This window comes from Rickettsiales endosymbiont of Trichoplax sp. H2 (genome assembly GCF_009690945.1).
Classification (GTDB): Bacteria; Pseudomonadota; Alphaproteobacteria; order Rickettsiales; family Midichloriaceae; genus Aquirickettsia; species Aquirickettsia rohweri.
On record NZ_NPHZ01000004.1, the window covers coordinates 99,267 to 114,882 of the forward strand.

The following is a 15,616-nucleotide window of genomic DNA, read 5'->3' on the forward strand; positions in this document are numbered from 1 at the left end:
TCTAATTGATAACAATACACAAGCTTAACTAAACTTGTGTATTATTAATATAGTTTATTTTTATAATTCATCATGAGCCATTATATTGTCTGGCCCAATATTAATTTCTATAGCCGCAGATTTTTGATTATCTGAGAAAGTGCTCTGTAAATAATACTTATAGTGTCCATCAGGACTTTTTTCCTTTGTTTTTTCTTCAAAAGAATTATTACCTGGTTCTAATGTTGCAATTTTATTATTTGCGTCTACCCCCAAATAACTATATACATCAAAAGATGATCGTTCACAATTTTCTTTATCACTATCAATACTCCAATCAAAAGATAAAATCATATCTTTTTGATTAAAGCTCTTGCTAATTAACTTAGTTGAATCTTTGCAAATTTCTACTGGATTCTTTAAAGGCATATATAGCTTTGAAATAACAGGGAAATGATCTGATGGATATTGTGTTACATGCTCATCTTTAGACCATTGTCTTGAAGCATGTATTATTATAGCTTTGTTTTTTTCAGGATCTGAAAAAAAGGCATAATCTGGAATAAAAATATGATCTATTCTATTATAGTTACCATCAGGACCTCCACTCCAATTGTGAAAAGTTGCACGATTATCATTAGGATTGAAATTATTTTCTTCTGGTTTTGGCGCAAAAATATCAACTAACCCATTACCTACTTTACACCCCATACCTTGAATTTCTTCAGGTCTACCATCTGATCTACAATTAGCATTAAAATCTCCCATTAAAATTACTGGAGAATCTGGATTATCTTGTCTTATTTTTTGCAAATTTTCATCAATTTTCGGATAACTAGCTCTTTCATCTCTGCCCACATGAAGATGAGTATTGCAAACAAAAACATTTTTACTACTTTCTACAATTTCACTAAATAAACCACATTTAACATATCTAGGCCCCCATTGATCTCCAGTTACTTCAAATGAGTAGTTATTTTTCAGATTCCAACTATCAGCTTTATACAATAATAATGCACCATTTCCAGGAACTTGTTTATAATTCAAACCAGACATATTAGACATTATATAGTCCATTTGGAAGCCACCAGCTTCCTGAATACCTATAAAATCCATAACACCTATTTTTTCACCACTATCAGTATTTTCTTCACCTTTTAAAATTGAAAGAACAAAATCTTTCCTTTCATTCCATTCCTTTTGTCTATCATCTCCACCTGCAGGTGAGATACGAACATTAAATGTCATTATATTTAACGATAAATCAGCACTATTACTCTTTGCACCTTGATTATTTATTTTTTCATCATTTAACTCTTCTCTTTTAACCATTTCTTCCTTAACCGTGACCTTCAGTGACTCTGAAGTCCTACTATCTGCAAAGTAAGCAGAAACATAATAATCATATTTTGAACTACCAGAAACTTCTTCTGTAAAAGCAGTTTCAGTATTATCAAGAGTGGTTATTAAATTATCGTAATGAACGCCTTTATAATTATATACTAAGTATTTCATTACAGGACATTCTTTGTCTTTTTGATCAACCTCCCATTTAAAAGAGACAGCACCATCTTTATATTTTGGAGACTCAACAAGAACCGGTTTTGATGGATTTTTAGTACAATAATCTATTTTAGTGTAATCTACTGTTACACTTACTGGAAAATGGTCAGTTGGATATTGTGTTTGTCCATCTTTCGTACGAGTATATATTCCTATAACCGGGTTATAATTACCTTCTCCAAGATTGTTTGGGACAAAAATATGGTCGATCAATCTAGTATAACCTTTCTCATGATGATCACCTACATATACATTATGTTTGAAGTGATTACCTTGCTTTACTCCATGACCTGTTCCTGAAACATCACCTTGCTTAAAATCTCTATCAAAGTTATACATTTCAGGTTTTGATGCAAAAACATCCACTAACCCATTGTAAATTTTACAACCACTCTTTCCATCTGGACCACAATGACCATTAAAATCTCCCAAAAAGTATACAGGATCGGTTGGATGATCTATTCTAATTTCATTAAACAACTTATGCCTAATTATTTCAAAAGTTTTGGTTTCTTGCCTATTTGTAGTAACATGTGTATTACAAAAATAAACCCCTATTTGCGCTTCCTCTTTAAGTTTAAAGTATGCACAAACAGCATACCTATCATCCCCTAAGTCTATTTGGGGGAATCTTTCATGAATATCCCATACTTTTTCATTATAAAAAATAGTTGCTGGATATAACTCACCATCTTCTTTACGTAATAATGCTAAATTACTTTTTTTAACATTTTGTTCTATATAACCTAATTGAGACTTTTCATAAGGTGCATTATGATCTCTACAATTATCCCCGACATGATTTTGAGCTTCCTGTACACCTAAAAAATCTAACTCTGCCTTATTTATTGTTTCAACAAAAAAATCCTTCCTTGATGCCCAATCTTCTATTCCAGGATCACACGCTTCTGCAACTCGAGCATTAAAAGTCATTAAATTTATTTTTTTAGCCATAATTAATAATCCCCAATATTTAAATTACAGTTTTATTATGTATTACTTTAATTCTATTAACAACCTAAAGTAATGTCTAATATTTTTATATGTTTTATAAATTATATGACTATGTAAAGTAAAATTCTTCTCATCTATAGAAAAATCATTGATTAAATTAAGAAAAATATTTCACTTAAAACCAGAGTATTTTCGAATACTTAAATAAAATATATAAGCTAATTATCTTGATATATTAAAGGATTTATCTGAATACTATATTTGTCTTTTAATTTTTTTATAATATCATCTAAAATTATTTCTTGCTCCATTTGCTGTATCTGAGCCTCATATAATTGCTTGTGTTTTTCTACTTCAGATTCAGGCGGTAAAATAACTTTTTTCAAATTAGCAATTAAAACCTCTTTTTTCGAATAATCTATAAAAGGCTTAGTATATTGATTAACTTTTAGCTCAAAAATAGATTTATAAAAATCTAAAGGTATATCATTATTAACACCATTACCAGATAGTTGTATATTAGTAATATTAATATTATCAAAATCAAATAATGATTTATTATGTGTGGAATTTAATGGTTCTTTGACAGAAATTTCCAACTTATTTACAATTGTTTTTAATTGATTATCATACCATATCTCTTTTAAATCTAGCTTTATTTCTTCTAATTTTTGATCTTTTTCAGGAAATATTTTTTTTACTTTAAGAATACAAAATTTATTTGAACTAATTGGGAATAAATGACTTTGAGAATTTAATTTTGTATCAAATGCATTTTTTATAAATTGTTCTGTTTCAATTAAACTATTATTATTAACATTATTTTCACTTTTTGTTATATCAGTTGTTTCTAATTTCAAATTATAATTCTTAACTATATATTCAATACTTTTACCTTGCTTTACTTCATTCTGTATTTTTTTAATTGTGTCTAAGAATTTATTAAACGACAACTGCTTTAAATACTCATTCCTTAAAGTATCTTTTACGTCATTAAACTCTTTCTTTTTTTCAGGTATGATTTTTTCTACTTTAAAAATATAAAGTCCAAGTGGAGTTTCAATTACTTCACTTGTTTCACCTATTTTAAGACTAAAAAGCTTTTCAGATATATCTTCATCAAAATCGTTATACGTAATAATTCCTAAATTATCATTCTTAAACTTGGGGGCATATTTTTTTGTTACTGCTTTAAAATCAGCTCCTTTCAGCAATTCATTTTTAGCTTTAGTTGCTTTATCTAAAGAGTCTAATTGAATTTGACTTACATCCCTTTTTTCTGGCTCAACAAATAAAAAACTTTTTTCATCATATAGCTTTTTTAAATCTGCATCACTAACATGATCAATATCGTACTTCAGTGACTCTGAAGAAATTAAAACATAATCTATAATTCTTCTCTCAGGAATTTTAAAACTATTTTTATTTTCCTCATATATTGTTTTTAATTCAGCTTCATCAGGATCATGGGGTAATTTAAAAGATGAAAATGGAATTTTTATTAATTTTATATCTCTTGTATGTAAAACATCTTGTAAAATAATTTGAATTAAGCCTGGTGTTATAACATTATGAGCTGAAATTGAATTAATAAATGTAGATCTAATAATATTTTCTTTTAATTTATCGATAAAATCTTGTTCAGATATACCATAGCTTTGAATAAATTTATCAAAAATATCTTTATTAAATTTTCCATCTTTAAAGAATACAGGTATTTTTATAATTTCTTTCTTAACTGTATTATCATTTGCTACAATGCCTAAACTTTTAGCTTCAAGTAAAATCAAAGTACTATTGATAAGATCATTAATAACGCTACCTTTTAATTGCAGTATCTCAGTTTTAGGTATATCTTTTCCATATTTTAACTTAGATTCTTTTACAGCCTCTTGTAAAATTTTATTAAATTGCTGAAAAGAATATTCTAGATCTGAAATTTTTATTGCGTAATTTGCTTCTTTTTTACTAAAAATATCACCTAACCCACCAAAAGCAAAGGCTAGAATTAATAGTAAAAGTAATAACTTTATTATATTTTTAAAAAATTTACTTTGAATCACTACTTTTATTTTGAGGTAAGTTTATATCGATTGATTTCAATTCCTTATTTAATTTGGTAATTATATCATCTGTAATATCAATAGAATCATCACTATATAATGTTGCAGCTTTATTAAAAATTATGGTTATATTTTTTTCTTTAGCTAATACATTAACAATTTTCTTTAAATTATCATCTAAGATTTGATTAATATTATGAACCTTTTTATCAATTTTAACCCTTTGATCATAAAACTTTTTTTGCAACTCTTCTTCCTCTTTTGCCAACTCATCTCTTTTACGATTGTACTCCTTTGATGACATCACATTCTTTTTCTTTTCTAAATCTTCAACTTTTTTAGAAAAACTTTTTCCAACCTGAGTAACTGATTCATCATAATTCTTTATCTCATTTCCTACTAACTTACTAGCTTCAGTATATGCCGTAGATTTTTCAGTAATTTTACTAGTATCAATTATACCTATTTTAGTTTGAGCACAAGCATTTTCAATTAAAAATAAAAAAGCAAAAGCTGGTATAAATTTTAAAAACTTCATTTTAAACTCCAAAATAATTACTAAAAATACGTTCCAATACTAAATCTTACTCTTGATACATTGTCAAATGATTCCTTTCTAAAGGGTATGCCATAATCTAATTTTATTACACCAAGAGGAGAATCCCATACCAGTCCAATACCATACGATGCTCTGATTTTCTTACTATTATGTATATAATCACGATTTAATGTGTCATTTTTACATAATGGCTCAGGACTTACATTTACATCAGGTTTACTATAATCACTACATGTACAATTAGCACATTTTTTACACTTATATTTAGCTGCATCTGTGTCAAATAAAGTTCCAAAATCAGTAAATACCACTCCCTTCATTCCAAATTCTTCAGGAAGACCAATAGGAAATGATACTTCTGCAGTACCTGTAAAAAATGTTTTGCCCCCAAGTGCATCTTGATCATTATTACCATTATATTTTTTAACTCTTGGACCTATACCAGACACATCAAATCCTCTAATATATTCTTCTCCAACAAAAAAGCTATCGTTAATATTAACATATTTGTCACCAAGCCCTCTTATATTACCAACCCTTCCTATTAAATTTAATACAATATTATCTTTATATAATGGTTTATAAAAACTAGTATATAATTGATTTTGAAGATATTTTACATTTCCACCAACACCTGCAAAATTTTGACTAAATTTAATTATATACCCCTTTGTTGGACTAACTCTACTGTTTAATTTATCATAAGTGAGTGAGTGACCAATCGAAGACAATGTGGTTTTTATTGGCTGAGCCTTTAAAAATACAGATGCTTTATCAATTTTTTCAGCTTTTTCTTTTTTTATGGAATAATTAAGATTATGATATAAATATTCATTAATATCATATCCCATTCTAAGAGATATACCTTTGTTTTTAGCACTAAAAGAACTTTGATTAGTTTTATCTTGAGATGTAGTAAAAATATCAAATCCAACAGATAGATTACGGTCCATAAATTTAGGCTCAGTAAAGCTGAATGAAATATCTGAACTTTTTTTAGCCTTATTAAAATCAAATTCTACAACCTGACCTTTACCTAAGAAATTATATTCAGATAATGTAGTTGACCCAATTGGTCCTGAAGCAGTGTTATATCCAATAGCAAATCGCATAGAACCAGTAGATGTTTCTTTAACTTTTATATCTAAATCTAATTTATCATCTTCAGAAGTCTGCTTATTTTCAAATTCTACAGATCTAAAATAGCCTAAATTTCCAACTTTTTGTTTAGATCTTTGAATTTTTGACAAATTAAATGGATCACCTTCATAAATTTTCAATTCCCTCCTAATAACCCTATCTAACGTTCTAGTATTACCCGTTATATTAATATTTTTTATAAAATATTTAGATGTTTCATTAATTGTAAAATTCACATTAACAATTCTATTTTTATCATCTTTATCTAATTTATAATCAACATTTATAAATGTATATCCCTTATCACCTAAAAAGTTAGTCATCTCATCAATAGAATCATCAATCAAATTATCATTAAAAACTTCCCCTTCTTTAAACTTAATAAACCTTTTTAAATCTGATTGATTTATATCTCTTATTTTGCAATCAATTAATGATTTTCCAAAATTAAATTTTTCACCCTCATCAATTATATATGTTAATAAAAAAGATTCAGCATTTGGTGTAATTTCTACAGTAGATGATAAAACCTTAAAATTAGCATACCCTTCCTGCATATAGCGCTCTTTTAATAATTCTTTATCTAACAACATTCTATCTTGGTCATACAAATCACTAGAAGAAAAAAATCTATACCAAGCTGCTTCACGTGATGCTATAGTTTGTAGCAAATCTTTTTGTGAAAAATTTTTATTACCATAAAAGGTAATTTTTTTAATTTTTGGTTTTTCACCTTCATTAATAAAAATAGTTATATCTACTGTATCAGCATCTTGTTTTTTTAAAGAGGAATGAACTGAGGCAGAAAAATAGCCCATTTTTTTATATGTAGACTCAATTCTTTTAATGTCCGTATCTAATTGAAATTTAGAATAAATATTTCCAATTTTGGTTTGAAGTTCCTGCTTTATGGTTGTATCTTTAATTTTTTTACTACCTTCTATAGATATGCTTCTAACTATAGGATTTTCTTGCACTTTAACGGCAATAGTATTATTTGATATTTGCGTAATTGATATATCAGAAAAAAATCCCTGAGAATACAAACTTCTTATTGAGTTATCAATACTATTTTGAGTAACTTTTGAACCAACTTTAAAATCTAAATAATATATAATAGTAGCAGTTGGAACCCTTTTATTTCCAATAACTTCAATTTTATTTACAATTTCTGATGCTTGTAAATTTAAAAACTGAAAACAAAAAACAAAAGCAAAAATAAATTTATACAATAATCTCATTATATCTTAACTTAATAATAATTTAATTTTAGTGAAAAACTCCATCTCTTTTAAATCATTCCAAAAGGCAGTAAACATTATCATAATTAAGATAGCAAAACCAATTTTAAAACATAATTCTTGAATTTTATAATTAATTGGCTTTCTTATAATGCCTTCTATAGCGTAAAAAAACAAATGTCCACCATCAAGCATCGGAATTGGTAGTAAATTCATAAATCCTAAATTAAGAGATATAATTGCTATGAAATAAAGTGCCGCAAAAACACCTTGATTTGACATATCTTCTGAAAGCTTAGCAATTTTTATTGGCCCACCAATACTATCCGTTCCCACTTTTAAGGAAACAACTTTACCTATAAATTTTAAAAATAAGTATGTATAATCTAGTACCTGTAAAAAAGAGCTTTTAACTGCTTCAGCAAAATTTACATCTCTAGAAGAATATTTTTCAAAAGTTACTCCAATTAAGCGCATTTTTTTAGCTTCACCAAATATATTTTTACCTTTCGCTTCATTTGCTGTCAATTTAACACTAGAATATGAGTTGTTACGAATAAAACCTACTGTAACATCGCCACTTGGACTTGCATTGATTTTATTACTAATATCAAATGCTGAATTAATTTTTTCTCCATTAATATCTACTATAAAATCACCTACTTTTAAACCTGCCACCTCTGCTGAAGAGTGTTCCATAATTTTTGTAATTTCAGGTTTAATTTCCTTAACTCCACTAAATATAGAAATTACAACAAAAAGTAAAAATGTTAAGAGATAGTTAGCAAAAGGCCCACCAAAGACTATCAGTGATTTTTGCCATAATTTTTTATTATGAACAGAAGATTGTCTTTCTTCTTCAGACATTGTTTTAAGCTTTTTTTGATCTGGAACACTGGCTACATTTTCATCACCATACATCTTTACATATCCACCTAAAGGTATCACAGCAATTTGCCATTTAGTATCTTTGCTATCTTTCCATGTTATAAGTGGTTTACCAAACCCTATTGAAAAGACCTCAACCTTAACACCAAATAACCTTGCAAATAAAAAATGTCCCAATTCGTGTATAAAAACTATTGGAGTGATAAATACTATAAACCAAAATAATGCTGTCATTGGAACAAAAAATATATTGAATATACTAAATAGCAATAAATGAACTATTTTACAATTGAAATTTTAAACAAAAGATTGCTTTTTAATTTCATAGCTTTAAAATCTTATTAATATAAAAAATACCTATTAAAATCTAAAAATTATGATTAAGTTAAAATACGTATTGTTACTATCGCTATTTTTCACAATTATTTTGAGTGGATGTGCAAAAAAAAGCAATTATGGCACTAACGAAAAAAATTTTCAAAATAAACGCTACCCAAGAGACAATGAGTTTATTATGAATGGAGGTTATAAAATAAAATTACCAACTAACCCATTCATTAATTCAAAAGAAGCTGTTGAGGTATATAACAAAAATAATAGTAATTCACTAAATAACATTCCAAAAGTACCAGAAAATTTAAAGAAAAATTAATTACTAAATAATAATGAAGTTACTTGATTTAAATATATTTGATGATGAGATAAAAAAATTAACTTCAATATTAAAAACAAAATTTAATATTATTCCAAAATTTGGAGTTGAAATCGAGTTTTATTTAAGGCATAAAACAGATAAGTTATCAAAAAATAAAATTATAGAAGATTTTAAAAACGATGTTCAAAAATACGACCTAACTGTTTCTGAAGAAAAAGGCCTTGACCAATTTGAAATTCAACTTGAACCTTCAACTAATAGCTTAATGCTAATCAATAAAATAAAAAAAGTTAAACTTAATCTACAAAAAATTGCTAATAAGCATAATTTAAAAATAATATTTAGACCTAAGCCATTTTTAGGAACATATGGCTCTAGCATGCATTTTCATTTAAGTTTATATAATGATAAAAACCATAATGTATTTTCAGATGATACAATAAATACAAATATGTTTCTTAATAATGTTACTAATTCAATTCTTTTAATACTTAATCAGTCTTTATATTTAATATGTGGCGATAATTTTGAAGAATATAGTAGATTTACTCCTAATTTTATGGCTCCCGTTAATATTAGTTGGGGTAGCAATAATAGAACTACAGCGGTAAGAATACCAGATAGCGACATAAATAGCCGAAGATTAGAATTTCGAATTCCATCAGCTTCATGTGATCCACAAAAAATTATATTTTTTCTACTTGTTGCAGTATTAGATGCTCAAAAAAATCCAAAAGCAACTATCGACAGGGTATATGGCAATGCTGCTGATTCACAATATAAATTTAATGAATTATTCAACAGCCCAAGCATTGCAAAAGAAAACTATAAATTAGATGAGATTTACACAAAATTACTAAGTTAATTTCAAATAAAAGCATCTGATTTATTTTAACTTGACAATGCAATTTTTATTTTTAAGATGTGCGAGAAGAAAGTACTTTTAATCCTTTTTTTACTAACATTAAGCTTTAATTTAGTACATGTTAAAAATTGCAATTTTAAAAGCGGATCATATTCCTGAATCCAGATGGCAATATTCAGGAGGGGATTATCCAGAAATGATTAAAAAATTTTTTGTTACCACAGGTAAAAATATTAATTTTTTATCATTTGATGTAACTAATAAACAATATCCTTTAGAATTCAGTGAAATTGATTGCTTTATAATTACTGGAAGCAGAGCAAATTTATGTGATAATAAAGATTGGATTAATGAGTTAAAAGTAAGAATATTAGAATACTATAAATTAAGAAAAAAAATTATAGGTATTTGTTTTGGTCACCAACTTTTAGCTGAGTTATTTGGTGGAAAAGTAGAAAAATCAAAGCAGGGGTTAAATATTGGCATACAAACATTAGTCTTTGATAAAGAATTAGATTGGATGACACCTTTTCAGTCATCATTAAATCTTTCCCACTGCCATAAGTATATAGTATCAAAATTGCCAACTAACAGTAAAATAATTGCTAAAAGCTCATTACATGATATTGCTGCATTTACTATGGATGATAATGTTTTAGGAATTCAGGCACATCCAGAGATGTTAAAGAAGCATTGTATATATCTAGAAGATAAAATTGCGAATAAAGACAAAAATATACTTGAAGATAAAGGTATATCGAAAAACAATAAGTGCAATGAAATTGAAGAAGTTGATTATCAAATTGTTGCAAAATGGTTTATTAATTTCATAATTAACTAGAATAATTTTATATCACGAGATGAAACATCCAAAAGCAATTTATTATCTATTTTTCTTTGAAATGTGGGAGAGGTTTAGTTATTTTGGAATGCGTGCAATCCTAACTCTCTACATGATTCAACAATTAAAATTACCATATAATACTTCTTTTATTATATATGGTGCATTTACTACTTTTGTATATATGACTTCAATTTTTGGAGGTTTGCTTGCAGATAAGTTTTTTGGGCATAAAGAATCTGTTAAACATGGTGCTATATTAATAATTGCAGGTCATATTTTACTGTCTTTCCCAAGTATTCATAGTGTGAACTCAGATATTGGGTTGTACATAGGTTTATCATTTTTATCCATAGGTACAGGTTTTTTCAAACCCAATATTCCTGTTATTTTTGGCAATCTTTATGATAAAAATGATATAAGGCGTGATAGTGGATTTACAATTTTTATTTTTGGTATAAATTTAGGTTCTCTTTTAGCAACCGTCAGTGTTCCTATCGTTGCTCAAGAATTTGGATGGCACTATGGATTTGGGCTTGCTGCTATTGGAATGAGTTTTGGCTTAGTTATTTTTATATATGGTGATAAGTTAGGTGTATATAAATCAAATAAATCTATTGATAGTAATAAAAATAAAAAATCACCAGTATTAATTTATTTAATATCTTTAACTGTCATTCCAGCTTTAGTTTATATATTTATTAAACCTAATAATATAGGATATATTTTAGGGATTGTAGGATGTTTTTATATTACTTACTTTTCATACAAAGTTAAATCTGACCATTCTATAGGTATTAATGACAGCAAAAATATCATTTTAATATCATTAATCTGTATTATATTTTTTGCATTTTTTGAACAATCTGGTTCTTCTATGGTAATGTTTATAGAAAATTTTGTTGATAGAAAAATATTTCAATTTACAACTCCAATTCCTTCTGGATCATTTAAGTCTTTAAATCCTCTATTTATTTTTTTGTTAGCACCAATCTTTATTAAACTTTGGTATTTCTTAAATAAAAAGTATGAGAATTCAATGTTATTATATGTCAAATTTTCCTTTGGATTATTATTTATTGGACTTGGATTTGGTGTGTTATCACTTGCAGCTAACTCTATTACTCCAGGTTATAAAATTTCAATGATGTGGATAGTAATTTGTTATTTTTTCTACACCCTTGGTGACTTATGCATTTCTCCAATTGCATTATCTGCAATGACAAAGCATGCCCCTAATAAATACTCAGGATTGATGATAGGAGGATTTTACTTAAACATAGCTTTTGCTAATTATATCTCAAGCCTAATTGCAGTAAATGTAAATACTGATCCAATAGGTTATTCTTTAGTATATAAATATATATTGCTTATATGCATATTTATATTTCTATTATTGTTAACATCTTCAATTCTATTTAAAAAAACAAAAAAGTTAACTCTTAAGTATTTGTTTACATAGCAGAAACATATTATTAATGTATTATGGATATGAAAATAATAATCTTTGCATTTATAGGTTATTTGGATTAACATCCTACAAAATAATTTAATTTTTTCATGCTTGGATTGGCACTAGATACATCTTATTTGCTTGCATCTGTTGCTATAGTTAAAAATGCCAAAGTGCTATATTTTGACTTAAATGATAATAAAAATGAGCAAGCAGAATCACTAAATTTGATGATTGAAAAAGCCAATGCTACAACCAAAATTAGTTTTAAAGATTATAATTATATTGCAATTACTACAGGGCCAGGAAGATTTACTGGAATGAGGGTAGGAATAACTGCTGCAAATGCGCTTGGGTTTATATTAAAAATACCTTTGTTACCAGTATCAAATTTTGATATTATAGCATTCTCCTTGAACATAAAGAAACTTGGTATAGTATTAGAAGCAGGAATAGACAAATTTTACTTTCAAGAATTTAACAATAAAAAAAGTATATCTGAAATTACAATAATAACTTTAGATGAATTACATAAGATCAAAAAAAGAATTTATCTAGCTGGAAACATTGATGAAGTGCATACAAAATTTATTATAAATGCAGAAAATGTTGCTAAATTTGCAAATCATAAATTAAATTATACAACTAATAATTTAACTAATTTTATGTCAAATTATGTAAAGCCTCAATACATTATTAATAATTATAAATAAAGGAGTAATTGATATGTCAAACAATAGAATTACTGTAGCATATGGAGATGGTATAGGCCCAGAAATTATGGAATCTGTACTAAAAATCTTAAGTTATGCCAAAACAGGCCTAGAAATAGAAACTATAGAAATTGGAGAAAAAGTTTATAAAAAAGGTTTTTCTTCAGGAATTTCCGATGATGTCTGGGAAGTATTAAAAAGGAATAAAATATTATTAAAAGCACCCATTACCACACCTCTTGGAAAAGGATATAAAAGTTTAAATGTTACATTTAGAAGGACACTTGAATTATTTGCAAATATTCGCCCTTCTTTATCATATTACCCTTATGTTGGTAAATTTAAAAACATGGATGTGGTTATTGTACGTGAGAATGAAGAAGATTTATATTCTGGAATAGAGTACAAAATTACACCTAACTCAACAATGGCAATGAAGTTATTATCAACATCTGGTTGTGAAAAAATTATTAGATATGCTTTTGAATATGCTCAAGCTAATAACAGAAATAAAGTAACATGCATTACAAAAAGTAATATAATGAAAATAACAGATGGATATTTTAAAGAAATATTTGAAATAATTGCTTCAGAATATCCAAATATAAAAACTGAGCATATGTTAGTTGATATAGCTTCAGCAAAACTTGCAAATAATCCAGAAAATTTTGACGTTATAGTTACTCTTAATTTATATGGGGATATTATTTCAGATATTGCCTCAGAAATCTCTGGCTCAGTAGGTTTAGCAGGAAGTGCTAACATTGGAAAAGAATATGCTATGTTTGAAGCTGTTCATGGCTCAGCACCTGACATTGCTGGAAAAAATATTGCTAACCCTTCTGGATTGTTAAATTCTGCAATTATGATGTTAAAATATTTAGGAAAAAATGAAGAAGCAAAAATTATTCACAACGCCTGGCTAAAAACAATTGAGGATGGGTTTCATACAACAGATATATATAATCCTGATAAAAGTAAAAAAAAGCTAAGTACAACTGAATTTACTCAAGCTGTTATTAACAACTTTAACAGCGCTCCTAAAATATTAACCAGTAAATTTAAGGACTCTACAGGAAAACAAATCTCTATTAAAGAAAATTTAGCAAGTACTGAAAAAAGTGAACTTATAGGAACAGATTTCTTTATCAAAACAAAATTTAATCTAGAATTAATCAAGAAATTACAATCTATTAATAGCATTTTAAAACTACATATGGTCTCAAGCAAAGGATTATTAGTTTGGCCTAAAGCTCTAACTAATCCAAATGTAGATTTTTACAGATTTAGATTTTTAAAATCTAATAATATACATAAAATTTCTCAAAAAGATATATTAGAGTTACATACTAAAATCAATGAATTAGATCTTGACATTTTGTCAATTATCAATTTGTCTAGTTATGATAATAAAATTGGGTTTAGCTTAGCTCAGGGAGAATAAATGTATTTAAATGTTACATAACCATTTGAAAGCAATAAAAAATGCACTAAATTTTAACAATTTTTCTAATTCAGATAGGTTTAAGCTTTCTTGGATTAGATTAGCAAGAACAAAAAATGTTGGAGCAAAAACATTTATTGAACTTATTAAAATTTTTGGAGATCCTGAAAAAGCAATTCAAAACATAGGTATTTTAGCAAAAAGAGGAGGCTCTTCTGCAAAAAAATTAGTTCCACCAATCTCTTTAATTGAAAAAGAAATAGATAATACTATAAAATATGGTGCAAAAATAATTTTAGCATGCGACCAAAATTACCCTATACCATTATTACATACACCTGATTTCCTACCTTTAATCATAGCAAAAGGAAATACTGAATTTTTAAAAAAACCTATATTTGCTATAGTTGGAGCAAGAAACTCTACAATTAACGGAAATAAAATTGCATTTGAATTTGCTAATGAAATTTCAAATTCAGGCATAGTAATAGTCTCAGGAGTTGCAAAAGGGATAGATTCATATGCACATAAAGGAAGCTTAAAAAATGGAACTATTGGTGTTATTGCTGGAGGAATTAATCATATATACCCAAGAGAAAATTCTAAATTATATGAAGAAATTTTTGATAAAGGGTTAATTATTACTGAGCAACCTATTAATTCTTCAGTCTTAGCCCAACATTTTCCTCAAAGAAACAGAATAATAGCTGGACTAAGCTGTGGAATTTTAATTGTAGAAGCTACAAAAAAATCTGGAACATTAATCACTTCAAAATTTGCCTTAGACTACAATAAAGAGGTGTATGCTATCCCTGGCTCTCCGTTAGATTCAAAATCACAAGGAACCAATGAACTATTAAAACAAGGAGCTAATTTAGCTTTATCTCTTACTGATATAATAAAAAATTTAGGTAAATTGATTGAAGGAAATAATAATTTAATTTTTGATAATGTTAATCATTTTAAAGATACTAATTTAAAAAATTTACCCTCTGATTTAGAACTTAATTTATTTAGAAATAAACTTTTTAATTCTTTAAGTCATTCTCCAGTAAGAATAGATGAAATTATAAATCAACTTGAAATTCCTGTTAATATCTTTAACTGCCTTTTATTAGAATTAGAGCTTGCAGGTAAAATTTCAAGATTGCCAAAAAATAAAATTTGCTTGCTATATAAATTAAAAGCTGAAGCTATATATTGCCAAACTAATTGATTAATGCTAAGTTAAGGCAAATAAGCATCATTTGGTTTATAT

At 26.9% G+C, this 15,616-nt stretch carries 12 protein-coding genes; 7 read left to right on the forward strand and 5 right to left on the reverse strand.

The genetic code is table 11. The annotated features are described in order from the left end of the window. Window positions 1-60 precede the first annotated feature (60 nt). The 5 genes from h2es_RS05360 to rseP form a co-directional block, all read right to left on the reverse strand. Window positions 61-2,496, reverse strand: coding sequence for an endonuclease/exonuclease/phosphatase family protein (locus h2es_RS05360; protein ID WP_154512085.1), 2,436 nt, complete (start codon window positions 2,494-2,496; stop codon window positions 61-63). A gap of 218 nt (window positions 2,497-2,714) precedes the next feature. Beyond that, the gene (locus tag h2es_RS07885; protein WP_154512087.1) at window positions 2,715-4,559 is read right to left on the reverse strand and encodes a peptidyl-prolyl cis-trans isomerase; all 1,845 of its coding nucleotides are present in this window, start codon (window positions 4,557-4,559) and stop codon (window positions 2,715-2,717) included. After that, window positions 4,546-5,097: an OmpH/Skp family outer membrane protein gene (locus h2es_RS05370; RefSeq protein ID WP_154512089.1), complete on the reverse strand. Its 552-nt coding sequence runs from the start codon at window positions 5,095-5,097 to the stop codon at window positions 4,546-4,548. Before h2es_RS05370 ends, h2es_RS07885 begins: the two co-directional genes overlap by 14 nt. Before the next feature lie 20 nt (window positions 5,098-5,117). Further along, complete coding sequence (gene bamA, locus h2es_RS05375) at window positions 5,118-7,499, reverse strand: outer membrane protein assembly factor BamA (protein WP_154512091.1); 2,382 nt, start codon at window positions 7,497-7,499, stop codon at window positions 5,118-5,120. 6 nt (window positions 7,500-7,505) lie between these two features. Further along, on the reverse strand, window positions 7,506-8,621 hold the full coding sequence (rseP, locus tag h2es_RS05380; protein WP_126044318.1) for an RIP metalloprotease RseP: 1,116 nt from the start codon (window positions 8,619-8,621) through the stop codon (window positions 7,506-7,508). A 142-nt stretch (window positions 8,622-8,763) separates the two neighbouring features. On the opposite strand from rseP, the gene h2es_RS05385 reads away from it, so the two are divergent. From h2es_RS05385 to dprA, 7 genes are all read left to right on the forward strand, one after another. Beyond that, window positions 8,764-9,039, forward strand: coding sequence for a hypothetical protein (locus h2es_RS05385; protein WP_154512093.1), 276 nt, complete (start codon window positions 8,764-8,766; stop codon window positions 9,037-9,039). Window positions 9,040-9,052: 13 nt separating this feature from the next. Then, complete coding sequence (locus h2es_RS05390) at window positions 9,053-9,907, forward strand: type I glutamate--ammonia ligase (RefSeq protein WP_154512095.1); 855 nt, start codon at window positions 9,053-9,055, stop codon at window positions 9,905-9,907. Between the two features lie 118 nt (window positions 9,908-10,025). Continuing rightward, complete coding sequence (locus tag h2es_RS05395; protein ID WP_154512097.1) at window positions 10,026-10,748, forward strand: glutamine amidotransferase-related protein; 723 nt, start codon at window positions 10,026-10,028, stop codon at window positions 10,746-10,748. A gap of 19 nt (window positions 10,749-10,767) precedes the next feature. Beyond that, window positions 10,768-12,210: a peptide MFS transporter gene (locus tag h2es_RS05400; protein ID WP_154512099.1), complete on the forward strand. Its 1,443-nt coding sequence runs from the start codon at window positions 10,768-10,770 to the stop codon at window positions 12,208-12,210. Between the two features lie 98 nt (window positions 12,211-12,308). Beyond that, on the forward strand, window positions 12,309-12,914 hold the full coding sequence (tsaB, locus tag h2es_RS05405; protein ID WP_154512101.1) for a tRNA (adenosine(37)-N6)-threonylcarbamoyltransferase complex dimerization subunit type 1 TsaB: 606 nt from the start codon (window positions 12,309-12,311) through the stop codon (window positions 12,912-12,914). 13 nt (window positions 12,915-12,927) lie between these two features. After that, entirely contained in the window at window positions 12,928-14,358 is a 1,431-nt protein-coding gene (locus h2es_RS05410; RefSeq protein ID WP_126044324.1) for an NADP-dependent isocitrate dehydrogenase, read from the forward strand. 10 nt (window positions 14,359-14,368) lie between these two features. Continuing rightward, entirely contained in the window at window positions 14,369-15,574 is a 1,206-nt protein-coding gene (gene dprA, locus h2es_RS05415) for a DNA-processing protein DprA (protein WP_154512103.1), read from the forward strand. Window positions 15,575-15,616 lie beyond the last annotated feature (42 nt).